Below are 20,252 nucleotides of genomic sequence, written 5' to 3'. Positions count from 1 at the left end.
CGCTCGCTCGAGGTTTTTAACACGAAGCATCTAAGCCGCACTATTTAGCTTAGCTTTACCCTTTTTTGGCGTGCCATTGGTACGAACCTCACTAAAATCGTGGCTGAAATGGTCAACTTGAATCGCTTTGTAGCGAAGCTTATCCGCTGCGATAATTTGGTCGACCTCTTCTTGTGTTAACACATCCGCGGCAAGCGCTTGTGCTAAGCGGTCAGTCAACAGCCCTTTACGAGCTACCTTGCCCTCTTTCGCCGCACGCATCAGTTTACGTTCTAGCCCTTTAATTCCATACATGGCTAGGAAAGCTTCTTCCATTAGGCCAACGCTGTCATTGTCGTCTTTACCTACGTAGCACAAGTTGGTCAAGCGATCGCGCTGTGCTCCTGGTGTCATTAAGCTCTCAGCTAGTTTCACCGTCAAATCATCACTTGGCTTGGTGTAGTGATTGCCGAGCGGGAAGATAATCACTTTCAGCAAACGACCCACTGCTTTTTGCGGATAGTTGGTGAATGCCTCTTGAAGCGCCTGCGCTGCGTTATGCAAACAGTGTTGAACAGCGTAATGAACAAAATCAAGATCTTGTTGCTGACGTCCTTCATCTTCATACTTTTTAAGAGCGGCAGACGCCATGTATAAGTAAGCAAGTACATCACCCAAACGCGCGGAAATCATCTCTTTGCGCTTAAGGTCACCACCTAGTGTTGCCATTGCGATGTCAGCGCTGACAGCAAGAGCTCGGCTTAGGCGCGTCATCTCTTTATAGTAATGCTGGGTAGCGCCACTCATATTAGCCTTAATGAAGCGAGAGCCTGTCAAAGCGGCACCAAAGGCACCAAATGTATTCCCCATCGCGTGTTTGATATGTTTAAACAACAACTCATCAAACTCTTTCGCGCCCTGTTTTTCATCAGGATTAGCGGCCGCTTCCATCTCTTTGAGTACATATGGGTGACAACGAGTTGCCCCTTGACCAAAGATCATCAGGTTACGGGTCAGAATGTTGGCACCTTCGACAGTAATCGCTACTGGAATACCTAAGTATGGTGCAGCTAAGTAGTTCATCGGGCCATCCTGAATTGCGCGGCCAGAATGAATATCCATCGAATCATTTAGGATAGTGCGCGCCATCTCCGTCATGTGGTACTTAGCAATCGCTGTCACAATGCCCGGTTTTTCTTTGAGATCGAGAGACGTCGTTGTTAAGGTTCGGCTGGCTTCAAGCAAATACGTTAAACCGCCAATACGACCTAGCGATTCTGCCACACCTTCAAACTTACCAATCGACATACCAAACTGCTTACGCACGTACGCATAGGCGCCAGTGGTGCGTGAAGTCAGGTGACCAATTGCCGTACCCAGTGCTGGAAGGGAGATGCCGCGACCTGCTGAGAGACATTCCACCAACATACGCCAACCTTTACCTGCGTAATCTTGGCCACCAATCAGCCAGTCCATTGGGATGAATACATCCTTACCGCGAGTTGGGCCATTCATGAACGCTAGGCCCAATGGGTCATGACGCTCACCAATCTCGACACCTTTGTGATCAGCTGGGATTAGCGCACAAGTAATACCAAGCTCTTTTTTATCACCCATCAGTCCGTCAGGGTCATACATCTTGAATGCTAAACCAAGTACAGTCGCCACCGGTGCAAGCGTGATGTATCGTTTGTTCCAGTTTAGACGGATACCAAGTACTTGCTCACCCTTATGCTCGCCGTAACAAACAATGCCTTCATCTGGAATGCCGCCAGCGTCTGAGCCAGCTTCTGGGCCAGTCAACGCAAAACAAGGGATATCCGTACCGTCGGCTAAACGGGGCAACCAATAGTCTTTTTGCTCTTGTGTACCATAATGAGACAGCAGCTCACCTGGACCCAAGGAGTTTGGAACCATAACCGATACCGCGGCACTAATACTGCGCGTCGCAATACGTGTCACAATCGTCGAGTTAGCCAGAGAAGAAAATTCACGACCACCATACTCTTTTGAAATGATCAACGAGAAGAACTTCTCTTTACGTAGGTATTGCCACACTTCTGCTGGCAAATCACGATTTTCTTTCACGATCTTATGATCATCTAACATACTCAGAAGCGTTTCCAACTCGTTGTCCATAAACGATTGTTCTTCTGCTGATAACGTTGGTTTCGGGTATTGGTGCAGTTTAGTGAAATCAGGTCGGCCTGAGAATAATTCTCCGTCCCACCATACACTACCCGCTTCCATCGCTTCCTTCTCAGTACTTGAGAGTGGAGGAAGGACTTTCTTAAACATTTTGAAAGCCGGGTCGCTTACCCATTTTCTTCTTAGAGAGCCCATAATCAGATCCTTTTGTTCGCTATTTGGTCCAATATTTTTATTTTTGTAGGTACTAGTTTTGTTCTATTCTGCAGCAACACCTGCTGCTAAGAATGGAATAAGTTGATCAACAACGGATTTGGCATCCATTGCTTTTCCATAATCATTTTCGGCTATTTCAAGCAGTGCCTGACTCGACGCCATGGTGAACACGCATGTTCCCAGTGTGAAGTGTAATCGCCAGAACAGCTCTTCCTGAGTTAACTTAGGGTTTGCTTTCATCACTGACTGCATAAACAAAGACAATGTTTCTGAATAACGTGTCGTGATAAACCAACGTAAGTGACCTTGTACATCTGTGTACCCTCTCCCTATCAGCAGCATAAAGCGGCTGGTTCCGTTTGGTCTGACATCATTCAGTTTACGCAACGGGCCGCGCAAAGATTCAAAAACGTCTGCCATTGGATAAGTATCACTAAGATTGAGGTTGATGAGTGCATCTTGTACCGCAGGCATAAACGCTTCTAAGTAGCGATCCAACACAGCTCGAACCAAGGTTTTCTTATCACCAAAGTGATAATTAACCGACGCCAAATTCACTCCCGCCTTACTAGTAATGGTTCGCAGAGAGGTATCTTTGAAACCATGCTCAGCAAACAAGGCTTCTGCTACATCAAGAATTTTCTCTTTGGTGGAGTTTCTACCCGACATTTTAATCACTCGTATTAAACAACTGTTTGAAAATATACATCTGAAACACCAAGGCAACAAGTCATTAACATCACACTTTTAATTATTGGTCTGACCAGACTGCAAACATTTGTAGTTAAGCACCTGAAACAAAGAAATTATTTTTTTTAAAAAAATTGGAACTGTTTTGGAAACACCCGGTCTGAATAAGTGTAGTTAGCAGAGCATTCGAGGGGCTGATGCCCCGATAAGTTTACAGGCCGTCAAACTTGTTTTCTTACTGAGGCTACTAATTTACGCTGCTTTTTCTTATTAACTCCTATGTTTATTGTATCCGCCCAGAGCCCAATTGCTCTGGGCTTTTTTTATCCAATTCATTCAGAAGTTGTACTGAACAAAAAAGTCATCTGTTGCGTTTATTTATATAAAAAACAGCGTTAATTTGATCTATTTGGTTACCTTGGTGGGACTATCCGATAAAATCGCCGGCAACGAAATTTACTCCCTATCCCAATGAAACTGACCAACACCCCCATGACCGAACATCAGTTCGCAGGTATCCCTTTTTATCTAAAACGAGATGATCAGCTACATAGTCATTTCAGCGGCAATAAAGCGCGTAAATTTATGGCGCTGCTAGAGCAAGACTACCCTGAAGTCACAACGCTAATTAGTTATGGCAGTGCTCAATCTAATTCGTTGTATTCATTAGCCGCTCTTGCCGCGATAAAAGGCTGGAAGTTGGAGTTTTACGTTGACCGAATTCCCCAGTGGTTAGCTGATAAACCACTTGGTAACTATCGAGGCGCATTAGAATTAGGGGCTCAGATCATTGCCACCGCGGCGCATCAACTTCATCCCCAGCAGTACATCGACCAAATTCGTCAGCCAGATTCAACATGCCTCTTTTTACCAGAAGGTGGGCGCTCCCATTTAGCCAAACATGGAGTTGAGCAGTTAGCTCGTGAGATACTCTCTTGGACGAGATACGAACCTGGAAATAAAGTTGTCGTTGCTCTTCCCGCTGGAACAGGTGCCACAGCGCTGTATTTACATCGCTATCTCAAAGCTCATTCTATACCCGTGCTCACATGCCCGTGCGTAGGGGGAAAAGACTACTTGATCTCGCAGTTTAAAGAGCTTGGAGAGAGTGACTTCCCTGACATACTTGAACTAGAAACCAAACACCATTTTGCCAAGCTATACGAAAAGGATTACCAAATTTGGCAACAATTGCTAATCGAAACGGATGTAGAATTTGATCTACTCTACGACCCGATGATGTGGCAGTGTCTACAATCATGGTATAAAGAAAATCGCGACAAGCGGATCATCTACATACATCAGGGTGGTCTATTAGGCAATGAAAGTATGTTGCCACGTTATGAGCGAAAGTTTGGGCAATGTTTCGGAGGACGAAAATGAAGTCTTATATAGCCTTGTGGTTAGCGCTGCTATCCTTACCTGTATTTGCCGATATCATTACTACTCCGGGCAAGCCTATCGTTGGGATTAACTCTGGTGATCATGGCAAGCGAGTTTGTTATTACCAAGATCAAGCCTACTCCGATGGCTCCATCTTACAAGTCGGCGAGTATTTTATGATATGCGCGAATGCCAATGATTTTGAGAGCAATAGCGCAATGAAATGGCAGCGTCTAGATAAGCATGAAAATGCAACACCTAAAGCCGAAGCTTCAAATCCACCACTTAAACGCTTTTCTGTGAAATAACCAAAAAACAGGGCAAGGTTAACTTGATTACTCCTATCGCAGTTCGCCTAACTAAAGGTCAAGACTTGAAGCTTTATATTCAACAGTTAGTTACTGAGCATAATATTCATGCGGGAACGATCGCGTCTTGTGTCGGTTGCTTCACACAAACAACTATGCGCTTAGCTGGCGCAACAGACACACTCCAATTGCATGAACTTGTTGAAATCGTATCCGTAATGGGCACTCTTACAGCGGAGCATCAGCATATTCACATCGCTGTTGCTAAAAAGGACGGTAGCGTTGTCGGAGGTCACTTGATGGCAGGGTGCCTAGTCGATACAACAGTAGAGTTGATATTGCATCGATATGACAATCATAACTTTTCCCGTGAATATGACCAAAGCACGGGCTTTACTGAACTCGTGGTCAGCAAAGCCCTTTAACTGGAGTTATTGTACTTTGAACTTACCAACTAATTGGGACAAATCTACTGACGTTTCGCGCAACTCTTCGCACACAGAATTCGTGTGTCCTGCATTGCTGTTCAGCAGCCGTACAATTTCCTGAATGGCCGCCATATTGGTACTTACTTCACCCGTGACTTGGCTTTGCTGCATGGCCGAAGTCGCGATTAAGGTATTCAAATCATTCATCTCAACCACGGAATGGGTCACCTGATTAAGTGAGTCCATAACTTGGGTGGTATTTGATGCGGTCTGCTCACAGCTTTCTCGGGTAGCTTCCATTTCACTGACTACGTTATCAGTAGTAGCTCTTAGTTTCGACAGCATTTCATTGATTTGCGATGTGCTGTCTTGCGTGCGAGCTGCCAGCGCCCTAACTTCATCAGCAACCACTGCGAAACCTCGACCTTGATCTCCTGCCCTAGCCGCTTCTATCGCCGCATTGAGCGCAAGTAAGTTAGTCTGTTCAGCAATTTCACCGATCACCTGTAACACACTGCTGATTTGCTTTGTATCTTCACTCATGGTGCTGGTTGCTTGAGACATAGCTGAGACTTGATTAACCAAAGCGTTCACGCTGTCCACCGCATTGTTTACTGTCTGCTTAGACTGTTCAGCGAATTGGTTAGTAGATTCGGTTAACTTCGCAGCCGTATCCGCGCTGTCAGAAATTGAACTTGCTGTCGCACTCAATTCTTCAATTGCGGTGATCGCTTGCTCTGTTTCGAGAGTATGCTGCTCTAAAGTAGTCGCGTTAGATGCTGATTGCTCCGCAATGTTATGCACTGCGGTATCTATATCTTGGGCAGAACGAGACACATCAACAAACATGTGTTGGAGTTTTTCAATGAAAAGGTTTATTGATTGCGAAATGACACCAATTTCATCACTGCGCTCTACGTTTAATCGCTGGGTTAAATCACCATTGCCTTGGGAAAGGTCAGCCACCACGTCCTGAAGTCTATTTAACGGCTTAAACGAGTAATTGATCAGAATTACGCTAACAAATATGATGATGCCCGCACATACCAACAACGCCAGCGTAATCAACCAGTTCAGCTTATCTGTATTACTCTGGATATTATCCAAGTCGATATAACCAACTAACTGCCAAGATTGATCAGCAAACTCAATTGGGCGCTCGACAGGCGTCAGGTTATCACCTTGTTTATTGCTAAAGATGGTGACATTCCCTGCCGACAGTTCTGCGAAGCTACCTTTAGCCGCATACTCAGTAATGATGCTTGCAAACTCGGCCAGCTCTAAAGTGAAGAAATCAACCGACTCATCAGCGCGTTTTACCGAAAAAACCATTGAGTAACCAAGATCAGATTTTGTCACCGGACTGATGACCATTTCTTCACCATGCGCGTCAGCGAGATCAATAAAGACCTGTGCGTCTTCATCACTCATATTGCCCGTATCATCAAATGCGTAGCCGTTGACCACCTTAACAACTTTAGCAAAACCGCTATTCTCTTTAGCTTCAGAAATATCCATCATGCTAAAGTTCAGACTCGACGCCAGCGACAATTTATTGCTCAATTCTGTTTCTAGCTTTTGCTTAATTAAGTCAACATTATGAGTAATATTTTTGCTATCAGATTCTTGAATATAGCGACTAATAAAGTGGTTAACACTGAAGTAGGAAGTCGCAATAGTAAGGGTAATTATTGCAACAATCAGCGCAATAATTTTATTTTTGAATGACAGGTTGGTCATAACACTTTACATCCTTAAAAGTAGCTACGAAGATGCACTGCTTCCGGCAATACGTAGGCAAATTGTAAAGAGTTATTAACCTAAAGTGAACACAAGTGACCAAAAATAAGAATAGATACTCGATAACACATTGTTTTGGAATAAAGATCACCCTAGGTTCAGCGTACAAGTGCCAGCAATACAGGCATTAAGCTAGTTAACTGCAGCCGTTAACGAACCTAATTGTTATCGACGACAAACTTCAAAGGTTGTGCAGACAACTCAGCAACTTTTAACTTTTTTTGCAGATACATATCTTTGTCGGCTCGTGTCAAGGTTTCAGTGTTCGAGATATATGTCTCCGGCCCGGACTGAGCGACACCAATGCTCAGTGAAATATCGCCACGGATGGTGTGTAAATTCTCTAGCAACCTTGGAATGTAATTAGCGCTGGCATCATCTTTGGTACAGTTGGGCATAACGACGACGAATTCATCGCCCCCCATACGGAAACAGAGATCGACACTGCGAGAGACACCTCTCATGCTGTCCGATAACGCAACCAAAACATTGTCGCCATCATCGTGACCATGCACGTCATTAAATTCTTTAAATTTGTCTACATCGATATACAGAATAGATATTGCCTCACCGCGTTGTTCTGCTTCGGCAAAAGATCGCCCAGAGAATTCATCGAATGCACGTTTGTTGTAAAGATTGGTTAGTGGGTCGAGCCGTGTCATCTTCTTTAGGCTCTTGGTTCTTTCTTGTACCAGTGATTCGAGATCTCTAACGTACATGTTAGATTTGTTCTTCTCTATCTCGATCTCATTCATCATGCTACGAATATAAGTATCGAATACGTAAGACACGTCGAATTCAATGAGACGCTCCAAGATATCGCACAGTTCACTGGCGTAGTTCTTGTCACTGATGTTTTTTCTGATCGTCGAGCCAATCGTATATTTTAGATAGTTAACCGCAGATAAATATAGCTTTGGATCGACGCCAATTCGCTTGTGCACTAGCCCGATTCGTAATCTGTGCTCAACATACTCAAGATCTATCTCTTTGTTGAAAAGATCGATAACGTACTGTCTAAGTGCCGACATCAATCTCTGCAGCGTCCCTGCATCGCCAATTAGCGTTTCGACATCTGGGGTGTGAGTCTGATGTTCGTAAAAGTCATTGACGATTCGGTCTAACTCTCGACCAATCATACTCTTTATTGTTCTAAGCTCGTTAAGATCGTCAGCCGTTAAGCGAAACAATTGCAATCTTTGGCTCAATTCTGTTTCGGATATTTGTTGCTGCTCGACAAGAGATTTATCCGTTATTCTCATGTTTCAATCCTGAAAGAGTTTTATCTCTATTTAATATAATCCTAGTATCATATGTTTGCTTGGTAATTTTTAAATTTTTGCTAGAAATCAACCCATTTACTGAGTCACAAATCCGTTACTTTGTGGACGTACATTTTCAATATATCGAAGTGCCTAGATGGCAATAACTTGGTCACGACCAGACAGTTTGGCTTGATAAAGAGCCGTATCCGCCTTTTCAAAAGCGTGCTCAATCAACACAGATTTATCTCTTACTGTTGTACAACCGATGGAAATAGTGAAAGTAATCCCTGTTTGCTCAAGCATATAATGATTAGCTTTGACTAACTCTCGAATACGGGTACATATCGCAAAAGCTTCATCTTCAGAAGTATCTTTGAGCAACAAAGCAAACTCTTCGCCACCGATACGTGCAAAACAATCGTGATCTCTGAGTGATTGTTGACATAACAGGGTGAAGTAACAAAGAACCTTATCACCGACAATGTGGCCATAGGTGTCATTAATTTGCTTAAAAAAATCTATATCAATAATTGCCAGTGAAAAGTAACGGTCACTCTGCTCGATCTCCACCAAAGCGCTCTCTACTTCTTGTTCGAACTTCCTTCTATTGAAGAGCCCCGTCAATGGGTCAGTGGTTGCCTCTAACTCCAGTCGCAGTTCAGTTTCTTTACGTTGAGTTATGTCCCAGAATACGCCAACCAATACGTCATCTTTATGGTTTTTAATTTTAGGGCTATTGGCTGAAATCTCTATCCAACGGCACTCACCATTATTAATTAACATCTTTACGACGCATCTAAAGATCTCATCTTGCTGATTGAGAAATCGCTTCGCTTGGTGGAAGAAATCTTGTCGAAAATCAGGGTGTAGCCGTCTTATCCAATCCCGACTGACAAAGTGCATGGTAAAAGGCGTTTCACACTCTGGTAAGAACACTTCAGATGTAGACCATAAGTGCCCACGGCGTAAGTCAAACTCCCATGTACTACAAGTCGTGTTTTGTTTTAAAACACTTAGCTGTCTTTTCCTTGCTACTAAATGCTCTCGTGTGATTGCGCTTGAGATGAAAAAACTTGCCGCTTTTAATAAGGCTATTTCAGTGGCTGACCATTCAAAGGCACGTTCGCAATCGTCCAAGCCAAGAGTGCCCCACCATTGGTTGTCAACGATGATTGGAATGGTCAACATGGAAAGAATTTTCTGGCTCTGCAAATACGATTTCAGCCATGATTGAGGGAGGTTGTCAGTAATAAGAGTTTGGTACTCACCTTTTTTCCTGCTTTCAACTAACACCGAATATTCTTGATTATCAATATTTGATTTAAAGTGATTAAAGTGTGGTAAACCTATTTGGATATATTTGTCGTCGCGCGTCCATTCGAAAACGTAATCTTGTAAAATATAATCATTGTTAAGTTCTAACGTTTGAAATATCCATACACGACTGACTTGGGTAATGGTGCCAATTTCTTTGAGCAGCGCTTCTGTACTATCAAGCCAACCGTAGCCAGTGACAAGTGCTTCCGCACGACTTAATACCTCCGCCAATAGCTCGTGGCTAAAATCATCTAACTGGTTTAATTCAATACTGCTTAAGGGGCCAGTATTTATCGCCATTCAAACACTCTCACACTATACAACGACTTCTCAGCCCTATTTTTATCATAGCTTATCTGAAACGCCTGAGTAGATATGTGAAATCCAACTGATAACTCGACCCAAGTTATGTTTGTCGTTCTAATCGTAATTAGATTGAATCTGTCGCTTAGAGGAAGATGAGAATAAAGTGAAAGAAATGGTTTATAACAGGCACAAAAAAAGACGCCCTAGGACGTCTTTCTTCAAGAATGTGGCGGTGAGTGAGAGATTCGAACTCTCGATACGTTGCCGTATACACACTTTCCAGGCGTGCTCCTTCAGCCACTCGGACAACTCACCGAATCAGATTATGGTTGGTTTCTCAACCAACGAGGCGCTAATTTAATGATTCTATTAGGTTAGGTCAAGCCTAAACCTTAAAAAAACTAAGCCTCTTGAACCATTTGGTTACTAACTAGCTAATTCGCTCGCCAATCGTTCAATTTAGGCTTGCTGATAGTAGCCTGGGACGCGGAACCACTTGCGGCACATATCAAGGAAATAACCATATAGGATACCCATACCACAAGACACGACAGCGTTGGATGCTACGGCGGTAATAATTTGATCTGTTGATGCGCCTACGGTGAACAATATTGCCGCATAAACTGGAGACTGGAACAAGACGTAGGCAAATAGATCAGAGAGGTTTTTCATAATACCCGAGTTTGATACGCGAGCACCTTGGCGCAGTACATAGTCACGAAACACACCATACGGCCATGCAATAGCAATATTAACGGGTATTGAAAGTGTTCTTGACGCTAAAGACTGTTCGAAAGTCATACCCGAAATCAAGATTTCTATCAGCATTCCACTCATAAAACAGAACACAACCATTGCAAACGTGTCGGCGGCAGCATTACGAATACAGAAAGGCCCTCTCGGCTTCATCTTTACCTCAATACAAAAAACTATAAATAAATCAAAACAACGGCATGAATAACCAGGCAAAAACAACCTACCAGTTAATGGTGCTATTAAATCACTAATTATTTAGTTTTAGATTTCAAAGTTAATCAACAAAGGTAAATAAATAACTACTTTCTGTATTTAAACTAGATTAATCAGCTATCAATAGGAGTTTAGAGCATTTTTTAATCATTTTAGTGTAATTTAGTTACAGTAATCTTTTACTTGTATCACAAGCAAGTCGAGTTCTTCCGGCAGCGGAAACTGACCTTGAGCTAAACGAGCTTCAATGCCGTCTAGGTTGGTATCTAATACGCTGGTGTCGATAGCTTGAAGGCAATGCTTTATTTGCGTAAGGAAACCTTTAGCTTTAGCCAAATCTTGGTTCTCTACTGCCATAAAGAACATCGTTAATGGCTTATCAATTTCTACGTTTACATCATTGGGCGCCACTGGCTGGTTCAGCAAGTGTGGCTGGAACTGATACAATTTATCCGAGTAACTGATGAGTGCATCATCAAGTTCCGTTTCATCGATAGGCTTAGAGATAATATAATCCACGCCAGAGAACAGCATTCTTTCACGAGTATCTTTAAATACATCGGCCGTACATCCAAAGATCAGTAAGTTAGATACCCTCCCCGGCAAATTTCGAATCGCAACTGTTGCTTCTACACCATCCATAACGGGCATGTGGTTATCCATCAACACAAGATCAAACTCTTGTTGTTGAACCGCATAAACTGCCTGCTCTCCGTTTTCGACACATTCGCACGAAAAACCTTTGTTGGTCATAAAGGTACTGAGAATTAGTGCATTTGTTCGATTGTCTTCGACGATTAATGCTTTCAAACCTTGATAGTTGAGTTTCACCAGCTCACGATATTCTGTTGTCAACGGCTGACTAATGTCAGCACGAATCGCCACGTCAAAACTTGAACCAGTACCTAGTTCACTGGTGACCGAAACCTCTCCTCCCATCAGTTCACAAAGTTGTTTTACGATCGCAAGCCCTAGCCCAGTTCCGCCAAAGCGTCGAGTGGTCGATGACTCAGCCTGTTCAAAGGGTTTAAATATTCTGCTTTGCGCTTTTTTAGCGATCCCTATTCCGCTGTCGCTAACTTGGATCACGAGAAAGTTATCACCGCTTCTTACTTCCTCTTTGAAGTGAACTTCAACATAACCTTGAGCAGTAAACTTGACGGCATTATTAAGGAGGTTGAATAGAATCTGTCTCAAGCGGGCTTTGTCACACAAATACCAACGTTGCTGTGGAACCTGAGATTGAATATTGAACGTTAATCCCTTCTCTGCACAAAGGGAGAAGTAGACACTATTGATGCTGCCGATGAGCGATTCCAAAGGAAACGGGGTCGCTTCCAGTTCTATGTGCCCCTGCTCGACCTTAGAAAAATCTAAAATTTCGTTAAGCAAGGTCATCATGTGCTCACCAGACTCATATAAGGTCTTGAGATGTTTTTTCTGCTCTTGGTTGAGATCGGTCTTAAGCAACAATTGAGCGGTGCCAAGAACGCCGTTCATTGGTGTTCTTATTTCATGGGATAGAGTAGCAAGGAAGGCGCTTTTGGCTTTGGTCGAAGCTTGTGCTTTGACCTTCTCTTGCTCTAAATAGACGGTCTTTTGGTTGAGTGCATCGATCAGGTATTTGATCTCATCTTGGCTTTGGTAATCGATTTCGATCGCACCGCCTTCTTTAGAGTCGTCAAGACTGCGGGCAATAACAACAATTGGGGAGATCAAAAATCGATTGATCAGCATATAACCGAGCATCACACAAATAAGCATGATCGGTACAACCATCACTTCTACATTTGATACGACCTCATATACCTGCTCTGCAACCAGATATTTGGCGTTTACAACATCGACACTCCAGTTAAAATCGCCAAAGTCGTTCTCACTAATGTAAGAATCCATCGCTAGTTGAAAGTTGTGCTCTGTGATCACATCGCCGTAGCTATCACGCAGAAGTACCCCTAAATCGTATTCCTCGGCGTGTTTGCGCACAAATTGCAGTAAGGTTTCCAACGAAATATCTATGGTTGCCACACCTGCAAACTCACCATCCACGTAATAAGGAGATGATGCCGTTGTCATCTGCACATGAGTAAAAGGGTCAATATACACTTGGGACCACGAAACCGTTCCAATCGGCTTGTTGATTACAGAGGTATACCACGTTTCTTTATCGTAGCCGCCAGATTCTGGATTATCCCACGAAAAAACACGATCAATTTGGCCGTCACTAGCGCGATTAAAAAACAGGCTCTTATAGGGAGTAGTTGCATCGATAGAATAAGGTGCTGGCCATAATCCTCCACTAACGGTCACGCCATCCACTAAAGAAAACAGGCTAAACAATAAGTCAGCCTGATGCTCCTGACTTTCATGGTTGCTGCCAATACTTACCACGGCTTGCAAGGTACCTAACGAGCTATTTAGCGTCTGCTCAATTTGAGTTGAGATAAGCTCGGTACGAAGATCGAGATTTTTTTCGAGCTGGGAGCGAGTCGGCGGCTCCACGGTCAGATAGCTGACCGTGCCTATCAAGGTCACGACCAGAGCTAAATATATAGCTAAAGCAAAAATGCTCTTCCTTTTCAGCGATGATTGAATATCCATAAATCTTTGAATTTTGACCGTTTATAAAAAATTATAGCGAATATATCGTCGCAGCAACCTTTTTATCGCTTCTCTTGACTGTTACCATTGCGCAATCACAACTCCAGATCTACATAGGATGTCTGTTTTGACCCTACAAGAACTTCTATCTTTGCCTGAACTTGAAGATAAATTGATTAACGAAGCCAAAACTCAGGGCTTTGTTACCGCAATGGCATCAGCGCCAAACATTTTACCCCCGCATGAATGGTTGCCTTTCCTATGGGGCGGCGAAGAAGTTGCGCCATTTAGCGACGGTGAACAACTAGAGATTTACATCGAGCATGTCATTGCACTATGGAATGAATACCGTCCTGCGCTGCTGGACAGTCGCTGGCAATGGCCTGAAGGCTGTGCGCTAGATGAAGAAGAGATCGTAACAGAGTCAACGCGAGATTTTTGTGAGGGTGTTCTGCGGGGGTGGCAACTGGCGCGTGATGATTGGGAAACAATCATGCCACAAGATAGTGAAGACAACGCGTTACTTGGCGGCGTACTGCTCTCATTAAGCATGCTTTATGATCCAGAAACCTCTATTACAACACTTGCCGAACAAGGTATTGAAGGTTTGGAGCAATTTGAAGAGATATTTAATGCCATGCCAACCATGTTATGTGGATTGACTATGCGTGGTTCAATTCTCGCAGAGCAAGAATAAGCCAAAAAAACGCAGCCTGGCTAGGCTGCGTTTTTTATCAAATTTTACGCCAATCGAACTCTTCAATTCGCTCGTCAGCAATATAGAAGATCTTCGCGCCCGGTGTTATCTCTCGCGCTAACTCTGGGTTCAACTCAATGCCTTTGCCGATATCGAACGCAATCAAGGTCGCTTGGTAGTCTCGCTTCATCATTTGAAACGCATCTTCAACCTTAATCGCAGTATTATCTTTGGGATAGATGGTAGAATACTGCGTCATCCCTCTTGTAGAGGCGAGCAACTCTTGATGAAGCGCACTAGAACCTGGGTCAACAGCCGCCTTAGCCAACATTTCCGCTCCAACTGCTGGAATGCACTCGGCATTAGGACAGTGCTGGCTGAGCAGATTACTCAAAGCTTCGTCTTTAAAATACGCCAGTAAATGCGCCGTGGGGTTTATGTTGGCACTATAGAGTGCAGCAGAAAGAGTGATGTCGTCTTCGAGATTATCGACCACAATGCAGCTCGCATTCGCTATCGCAGCTCGCTCCATCTCTTGAGAATCGGTATAACTGTTAACCTTCACAAAGCCTATTTCACCTGGCAGTGGATTTTCAATATCAGAACGACTGCAAAGCACGATAGGACGTTTGCCCGCTTCTTCGTGTTGCAACATGCGAATCAAATGCATGGTTCGCTGCCCGTTCCAACCCAGTAGTACGATATGATTTTCCACCCCAATTCTCCGTTTACCTAATATGCCCGCACGCCAATACTCAACCATCCCAGTCGCTAAGCGGCCAATCAACGCCGCAAAAAGAGACAAGCCTCCAGGAATAACAACTAAGATCACAACCCACTTACCTAACGCGGTTTGAGGAGAGTGATCGCCATAACCAACAGTTGACGCTGTCACCATCAAAAAATAGAAGAAAGTAGAGACATCTTGCGTAAGTGACTGCTCACCACTCAGCGCCAATAACGTCCATGACATAACTACATAGATAGCTAACAACAACACTAAATTGCGATTACTAAGGCGAAACAGGTTTGAATTCAACCACTTTCTAAACGTTAACCAAAGAGTCATAAAGCGCCTTAATTTATACGAGTGAGTTTATTTAAACGCATTCATCGATACAAAAAAACCAGCCAAAGTGGCTGGTCTTGAGATCTGTGACAAAAGCCCGTTTACGCGTTGCCTTTGACCTGCACATTCAACTGCTCGGCAAAATCAAGCATACGATTCAATGGGATCAATGACTTAACACGTAGCTCTTCATCAACAAAAATTTCGTGCTCTTCGCCACCATCACGCAGTGCTGCTTCAATCGCTTTTAATCCATTCATTGCCATCCAAGGACAGTGCGCGCAACTGCGGCAAGTGGCACCAGCGCCTGCTGTTGGTGCTTCGATTAACTCTTTATCCGGCACTAGCTGCTGCATTTTAAAGAAAATGCCTTTATCTGTGGCAACAATCATTTGCTGATGCGGTAACTCTTTTGCGGCTTTGATCAGTTGACTGGTTGAGCCGACTGCATCAGCTAATTCAACCACACTCGCTGGTGATTCTGGGTGAACCAAAATAGCCGCATCTGGGTATAGACCTTTCATTTTACGCAGTGCATCTGCAGAAAACTCGTCGTGAACCACACACTCACCTTGCCAAAGCAGCATATCAGCACCCGTTTGGTTGGCGATGTATGAGCCTAAATGACGATCTGGCCCCCAAATAATGGGTTTATCTTCAGCGTCGAGATGTTCGACAATTTCTAACGCGATGCTTGATGTTACCACCCAATCTGCACGGGCTTTTACTGCGGCTGAGGTGTTAGCATACACCACCACCGTATGATCAGGGTGAGCATCACAAAACTCAGTAAACTTATCTGCAGGACATCCGAGGTCGAGCGAACATTCCGCTTCGAGTGTTGGCATTAGGATGCGCTTTTCTGGGGTAAGAATTTTTGCCGATTCCCCCATAAAACGGACACCACCGATAATTAGCGTACTTGCAGGGTGGCGATTGCCAAATTTGGCCATTTCAAGTGAGTCACCAACAAACCCACCTGTTTCTTCAGCCAGAGCTTGAATTTCAGGATCGGTATAATAGTGCGCAATCAGTACCGCATCTTTTTCTTTGAGCAACATTTTGATGTTTTCAATATGTGCTTGTTTTTGTTCTTCTGTCAGCGGGATTGGCTTAGGTGGGAACGGGTAAACTGTGTCAATTTTATCTAATATGTGGCTCATTGCTCTTGCGCTACGCTACTTCCAGTAATCCGAGTATTGTAACCCCAACAGCCAGTATGATGCCAGTTTCGAAAGACAGGAAAACAAAAAAGGAGCGCTAAGCACTCCTCCTTTAACTTGCAACAAAGATTACAAGTGTTGCTGCGCTAATTTGGCTGACGCACTACTTGGATATTCGTCTACCACCTGCTGATAATATTTTTTCGCTTGCTCAGCATTGTTGTTACGCAGGGCGATATCACCCAATTTAACTAACGCATCTGCACGCTTGTTAGAATCTTCGTACGCAATCACCGCTGCAAAGCTCTTAACAGCTTCTTTATCTTGTTTCTTAGCAAAATAAAGTTGCCCTAACCAGTAATGGGTATTGGGTGCAAATGTCGAGTCTGGGTAATCCTTCTGGAACTGCTGCAGCGCAGCAATCGCGCCTGTGTAGTCACGCTTTTTAAGGATCAAATCGACTGCATTTTGATAAGCGGTTTGCTCATCCGCATTCGAACTGAATGTACCTGCTGGAATGTCGTCAGTGTTATCCGCTGTTACAGCAACAGCAGGTACTGACGCTTGGCTACGCACTTTATCCAACTCGATAAATAATTCTCTTTGACGCTGCAACATCTGTTGCATGTCATAGTTGCTCTTTTCCAACTGACCACGTAGGTCGCTGATCTCAAGAGCCATTTCATCGAGCTGCTGTTGCATTTGCAACTGGACTCGGTTTCGGTTCTCCAATAAGCGCTCTAAGCGCTGGACGTCCGTTTCGTTAGTGCGAACCGAAGACGATGGAGTGGCAGCATTGCTACCGCTTAGATCGGATACTGGAGCTGGTGCAGCGAGTACACTACTCGCTGCACTTGCCAGTAACGTAAGCGTAACAACGCGCTTAAGGTTACTGAACATAGGCTAATCCCTTGATTAGTACACTAGAACTGCGCGGCGGTTCTTAGCGTATACATCTTCTGATTGACCTAGAAGAAGTGGTTTCTCTTCACCGTAGCTTACGATAGAGATCTGATCAGCTTGAACACCTAGCGCTTGTAGATATTTCGCCACTGCTGCTGCACGACGTTCACCTAGCGCGATGTTGTACTCTGGAGTACCACGCTCATCAGCATGACCTTCGATAGTCACGTCTAGCGCTGGGTTCTTGCTTAGGTATGCTGCGTGTGCCGCTAGCATCTCTTCGTAATCGCCTGCAATCGTAGCATTGTCAAACGCGAAATAGATTGTTTGTGATTCACGAAGAGCTTGCTCTTTAAGCTCTTGCTCAGTCAGCATGCCATTCGCTTCAATTGGAGATACCGCAGTGTTATCTGTCGTTTGAACTTGGTTGGTTTCAGAAGAACCCGTGTTGCTTGCTGCGTCATCACTTGAGCTACATGCTGTAACCGCTAGAACTGGTAGCGCAATTAGAAGCCCTTTAAGAACTTTGTTAAGTTGCATTGTTGTTTCCTTTGTTATTGATACTTACTTGCTACAAAAACGGTGACCATGCAGGAGCACGAACTCGACCATTTGTTGCTGGTAACCTTGCTTTAAAGCGCCCATCAATGGAGACCATTGACAGAACATTAGTCTGGTTATAAATCGAACTATAAATGACCATACCACCATTTGGCGCGATACTTGGCGACTCATCTAACAAAGTTTTTGTCAGAATCTGCAATGCACCGGTTTCCATATCAAGCTTGGCAAGATTGAATCCAGAGTTGCTGCGATGAACCATTACGATAAAGCGACCATCAGGTGTAATTTGCCCACCAAGGTTTTGGCTGCCTTGCCATGTTAAACGCTTGGTCGAATTACTTGCCAAATCTACTTGATAAATCTGAGGTTTTCCACCCCGATCCGAGGTAAAGATCAGAGATTTACCATCTGGGTGCCAAAATGGTTCAGTATTATTCGATCGACCACGGGTAATTTGCGTCAGCTTTCTGGTGTTGAGATCGAGAGTATAAACTTGCAAGCTGCCCGTTTTCGACAAAACCAACGCCAGTTGACTGCCATCAGGCGAGAATCTTGGCGCACCATTGTGACGAGGGTATGACGTCACTTTTTCGCGTGCACCAGAATAGATATCCATGATAAATATCTCTGCTTGACCATTTTGAAAACTGACATACGCAATCTTTTTGCCATCTGGTGACCATGCTGGTGACATCAACGGCTGCTTTGAACGAAGCACGAGACGCTCATTAAATCCGTCGTAATCCGCTACACGCAGTTGGTATGGGAAGCTATCTTTGTCGTTGACAACAACATAAGCGATGCGAGTTAAGAACGCGCCCTTTTCCCCGGTTAATGCTTCATAGACTAGATCTGAGATGCGGTGCGCATACTCTCTAAGACGTTTACCCGGAACGGTCGCTTTTTTATTAAAGATGACATGATCTTTCGATAACACAAGTTGACCATCGCCACTTAGAGACTTGCTTTGGCCTTGAGTTAACTGACCACGCACCACGTCTACCAGTTGGTAGTTTATCACGTAGTTACCTTCCGCATTTTGCGAGATTGAACCGGTCACCAAAGCATCAACACCAAGCCCTGTCCAAGCATTAAAGTCTACTTCCGCTTCACTGTATGGCGTTTGAGGCATTTTGTTGGTTGCCACAGGGCTAAATTTACCACTGCGCTGCAGGTCAGAAGCAATGACATTTGACACATCTTCAGGAAGCGGAGTATTGCCTTCCCATTTAAATGGTACGATGGCGATTGGACGTGCCGAATCGATGCCGTCTGTAATCACTAGTTCCAATGCCGCATTTGCGGTTTGAAACACACCCAACATTGTGAGCATACATCCTATTACTAGTCGCTTTAACACAAGCTTTTCCTTATCACTCAGGTACTACGGTTAAATTGATATCTTTCAGTTTATTGACAACATCTGGATCTTTAGGCAATGGGAAGCTATTCACTTGTGCCACTGCGCGTTTGGTTGCAGCGCATAGGCGGCTGTCACCATCCAAAACCGCAAGATTGCCAACAATGGCGTCTGACCCAGTTGGTATCAAACGCAGGTTAACTCGACAAGACTTTCCCCTAAAGCTGTCCTCTAATAGGAGGTTCTGCTGGATGAGTTGGGTATAAATCGCACCATATCGATCCGTTTCACTTGCCACATGACTTGAACGCGCTGAAGTATTTGCTTCTGCTTCCGACTCTAAACCAGCAAAAATGTCGTTTAGTGCCGCTTCTTGCTCTTTGCGCTCTCGCTCCAAACGTTCAAGACGTTCTTTCTCTTGGCGCGCTTTCTCTGCTGCCTCTTGCGCTGCTTTTTCTTTCGCGATGCGATCTTGCTCTGCTTTTGCTGCTGCTTCACCTTCACGGCGCGCTTTTTCTTCTGCTTCTTTAGCCGCTTGTTCACGCGCGATACGTTCTTGCTCGGCTTTGGCAATTGCCGCCTCTTTGGCTAACCTTTCTTGTTCCGCCTTTTTAATCGCCTGCTCTTTCGCTTTGCGCTCTTCTTCAAGCTTAGCCACGCGTTGTTTCTCTTCACGCGCTCGCTGCTCTTCAGCTTTACGCTCTTTCTCTTTCGCGATACGTTGCTTTTCGGCTTCACGTGCCGCTTTAGCTTCTTTGGCTTGCTGCTCTTTCAGCTTACGAATACGTTCTTCTTCCGCCTTGCGATTTTTTTCTAGTTGCTCGCTCTCGCGGCGCAATTTATCTAAACGATCTTGTTCTTTCTTCGCTGCTTCTTCGCGTTGACTGCGGATCTGCTGAGCCTGCTGTCTGACAAGATTCGGGTCAATCACCACCGCCTGAACCATGCGTCCGGTTGGCTCAGGTTTTGACATAGTGAAGTCTGTTCCCCAAATCAAAGCGGCAATAAGAACCCCATGCAAAGCAGCCGATATGATTATCGGCTTCTTATAGTCACTCTTTTTGTTTTTTTTCTCTTTCATCTGCA

17 protein-coding genes and 1 tRNA gene are annotated in these 20,252 nt (G+C 44.3%); 4 read left to right on the top strand and 14 right to left on the bottom strand.

Annotated elements, in window-relative coordinates; translation table 11 throughout:
- Window positions 1-30: 30 nt before the first annotated feature.
- Together TW81_RS09285 and psrA are read right to left on the bottom strand one after the other, a co-directional pair.
- Window positions 31-2,322, bottom strand: coding sequence for an acyl-CoA dehydrogenase (locus tag TW81_RS09285; protein ID WP_045955431.1), 2,292 nt, complete (start codon window positions 2,320-2,322; stop codon window positions 31-33).
- 63 nt (window positions 2,323-2,385) lie between these two features.
- Window positions 2,386-3,012: a TetR family transcriptional repressor PsrA gene (gene psrA / locus TW81_RS09280; RefSeq protein WP_045955430.1), complete on the bottom strand. Its 627-nt coding sequence runs from the start codon at window positions 3,010-3,012 to the stop codon at window positions 2,386-2,388.
- Window positions 3,013-3,504: 492 nt separating this feature from the next.
- Here psrA and TW81_RS09275 point away from each other — a divergent pair, with 492 nt between their 5' ends.
- From TW81_RS09275 to TW81_RS09265, 3 genes are read left to right on the top strand one after another with little or no spacing between them, the layout of a single operon-like run.
- Window positions 3,505-4,416, top strand: a complete 912-nt coding sequence (locus TW81_RS09275) for a pyridoxal-phosphate dependent enzyme (protein ID WP_045955429.1) — start codon at window positions 3,505-3,507, stop codon at window positions 4,414-4,416.
- Window positions 4,413-4,724 carry a DUF1496 domain-containing protein gene (locus TW81_RS09270; RefSeq protein ID WP_045955428.1) on the top strand — a complete coding sequence of 104 codons (312 nt, stop codon included), beginning with the start codon at window positions 4,413-4,415 and terminating at the stop codon, window positions 4,722-4,724. Before TW81_RS09275 ends, TW81_RS09270 begins: the two co-directional genes overlap by 4 nt.
- Before the next feature lie 23 nt (window positions 4,725-4,747).
- Window positions 4,748-5,149 carry a PPC domain-containing DNA-binding protein gene (locus TW81_RS09265; RefSeq protein WP_045955427.1) on the top strand — a complete coding sequence of 134 codons (402 nt, stop codon included), beginning with the start codon at window positions 4,748-4,750 and terminating at the stop codon, window positions 5,147-5,149.
- 6 nt (window positions 5,150-5,155) lie between these two features.
- Here the strand turns inward: TW81_RS09265 and TW81_RS09260 are convergent, their stop codons facing one another.
- From TW81_RS09260 to TW81_RS09235, 6 genes are all read right to left on the bottom strand, one after another.
- On the bottom strand, window positions 5,156-6,892 hold the full coding sequence (locus tag TW81_RS09260) for a methyl-accepting chemotaxis protein (RefSeq protein WP_045955426.1): 1,737 nt from the start codon (window positions 6,890-6,892) through the stop codon (window positions 5,156-5,158).
- A gap of 218 nt (window positions 6,893-7,110) precedes the next feature.
- Complete coding sequence (locus TW81_RS09255; RefSeq protein ID WP_045955425.1) at window positions 7,111-8,214, bottom strand: GGDEF domain-containing protein; 1,104 nt, start codon at window positions 8,212-8,214, stop codon at window positions 7,111-7,113.
- Between the two features lie 153 nt (window positions 8,215-8,367).
- Complete coding sequence (locus TW81_RS09250) at window positions 8,368-9,834, bottom strand: sensor domain-containing diguanylate cyclase (RefSeq protein ID WP_045955424.1); 1,467 nt, start codon at window positions 9,832-9,834, stop codon at window positions 8,368-8,370.
- A gap of 233 nt (window positions 9,835-10,067) precedes the next feature.
- Window positions 10,068-10,155, bottom strand: a tRNA-Ser gene (locus tag TW81_RS09245).
- 144 nt (window positions 10,156-10,299) lie between these two features.
- Window positions 10,300-10,749 (bottom strand): L-alanine exporter AlaE, encoded by a 450-nt coding sequence (locus TW81_RS09240; protein WP_045955423.1) that lies wholly within the window; start codon window positions 10,747-10,749, stop codon window positions 10,300-10,302.
- Window positions 10,750-10,971: 222 nt separating this feature from the next.
- The gene (locus TW81_RS09235; RefSeq protein ID WP_045955422.1) at window positions 10,972-13,410 is read right to left on the bottom strand and encodes a hybrid sensor histidine kinase/response regulator; all 2,439 of its coding nucleotides are present in this window, start codon (window positions 13,408-13,410) and stop codon (window positions 10,972-10,974) included.
- Window positions 13,411-13,537: 127 nt separating this feature from the next.
- Between TW81_RS09235 and TW81_RS09230 the strand changes: the two genes are divergently transcribed.
- On the top strand, window positions 13,538-14,107 hold the full coding sequence (locus TW81_RS09230) for a UPF0149 family protein (protein WP_045955421.1): 570 nt from the start codon (window positions 13,538-13,540) through the stop codon (window positions 14,105-14,107).
- A gap of 37 nt (window positions 14,108-14,144) precedes the next feature.
- Here the strand turns inward: TW81_RS09230 and TW81_RS09225 are convergent, their stop codons facing one another.
- The 6 genes from TW81_RS09225 to tolA form a co-directional block, all read right to left on the bottom strand.
- A complete protein-coding gene (locus TW81_RS09225) occupies window positions 14,145-15,176 on the bottom strand; it encodes a potassium channel family protein (protein ID WP_045955420.1) in 1,032 nt (343 codons plus the stop codon).
- Between the two features lie 101 nt (window positions 15,177-15,277).
- The gene (gene nadA / locus TW81_RS09220; protein ID WP_045955419.1) at window positions 15,278-16,339 is read right to left on the bottom strand and encodes a quinolinate synthase NadA; all 1,062 of its coding nucleotides are present in this window, start codon (window positions 16,337-16,339) and stop codon (window positions 15,278-15,280) included.
- Between the two features lie 129 nt (window positions 16,340-16,468).
- Window positions 16,469-17,239: a tol-pal system protein YbgF gene (gene ybgF, locus TW81_RS09215; RefSeq protein WP_045955418.1), complete on the bottom strand. Its 771-nt coding sequence runs from the start codon at window positions 17,237-17,239 to the stop codon at window positions 16,469-16,471.
- A gap of 15 nt (window positions 17,240-17,254) precedes the next feature.
- Complete coding sequence (gene pal, locus TW81_RS09210; protein WP_045955417.1) at window positions 17,255-17,782, bottom strand: peptidoglycan-associated lipoprotein Pal; 528 nt, start codon at window positions 17,780-17,782, stop codon at window positions 17,255-17,257.
- Window positions 17,783-17,813: 31 nt separating this feature from the next.
- Window positions 17,814-19,139 (bottom strand): Tol-Pal system beta propeller repeat protein TolB, encoded by a 1,326-nt coding sequence (gene tolB / locus TW81_RS09205; RefSeq protein WP_420835061.1) that lies wholly within the window; start codon window positions 19,137-19,139, stop codon window positions 17,814-17,816.
- Window positions 19,140-19,179: 40 nt separating this feature from the next.
- Window positions 19,180-20,247 carry a cell envelope integrity protein TolA gene (tolA, locus tag TW81_RS09200; protein ID WP_045955415.1) on the bottom strand — a complete coding sequence of 356 codons (1,068 nt, stop codon included), beginning with the start codon at window positions 20,245-20,247 and terminating at the stop codon, window positions 19,180-19,182.
- Window positions 20,248-20,252 lie beyond the last annotated feature (5 nt).

It is taken from the genome of Vibrio galatheae (assembly GCF_000967545.1).
Lineage (GTDB): Bacteria > Pseudomonadota > Gammaproteobacteria > Enterobacterales > Vibrionaceae > Vibrio > Vibrio galatheae.
This window is presented reverse-complemented; position numbering and strand designations above follow the sequence as displayed.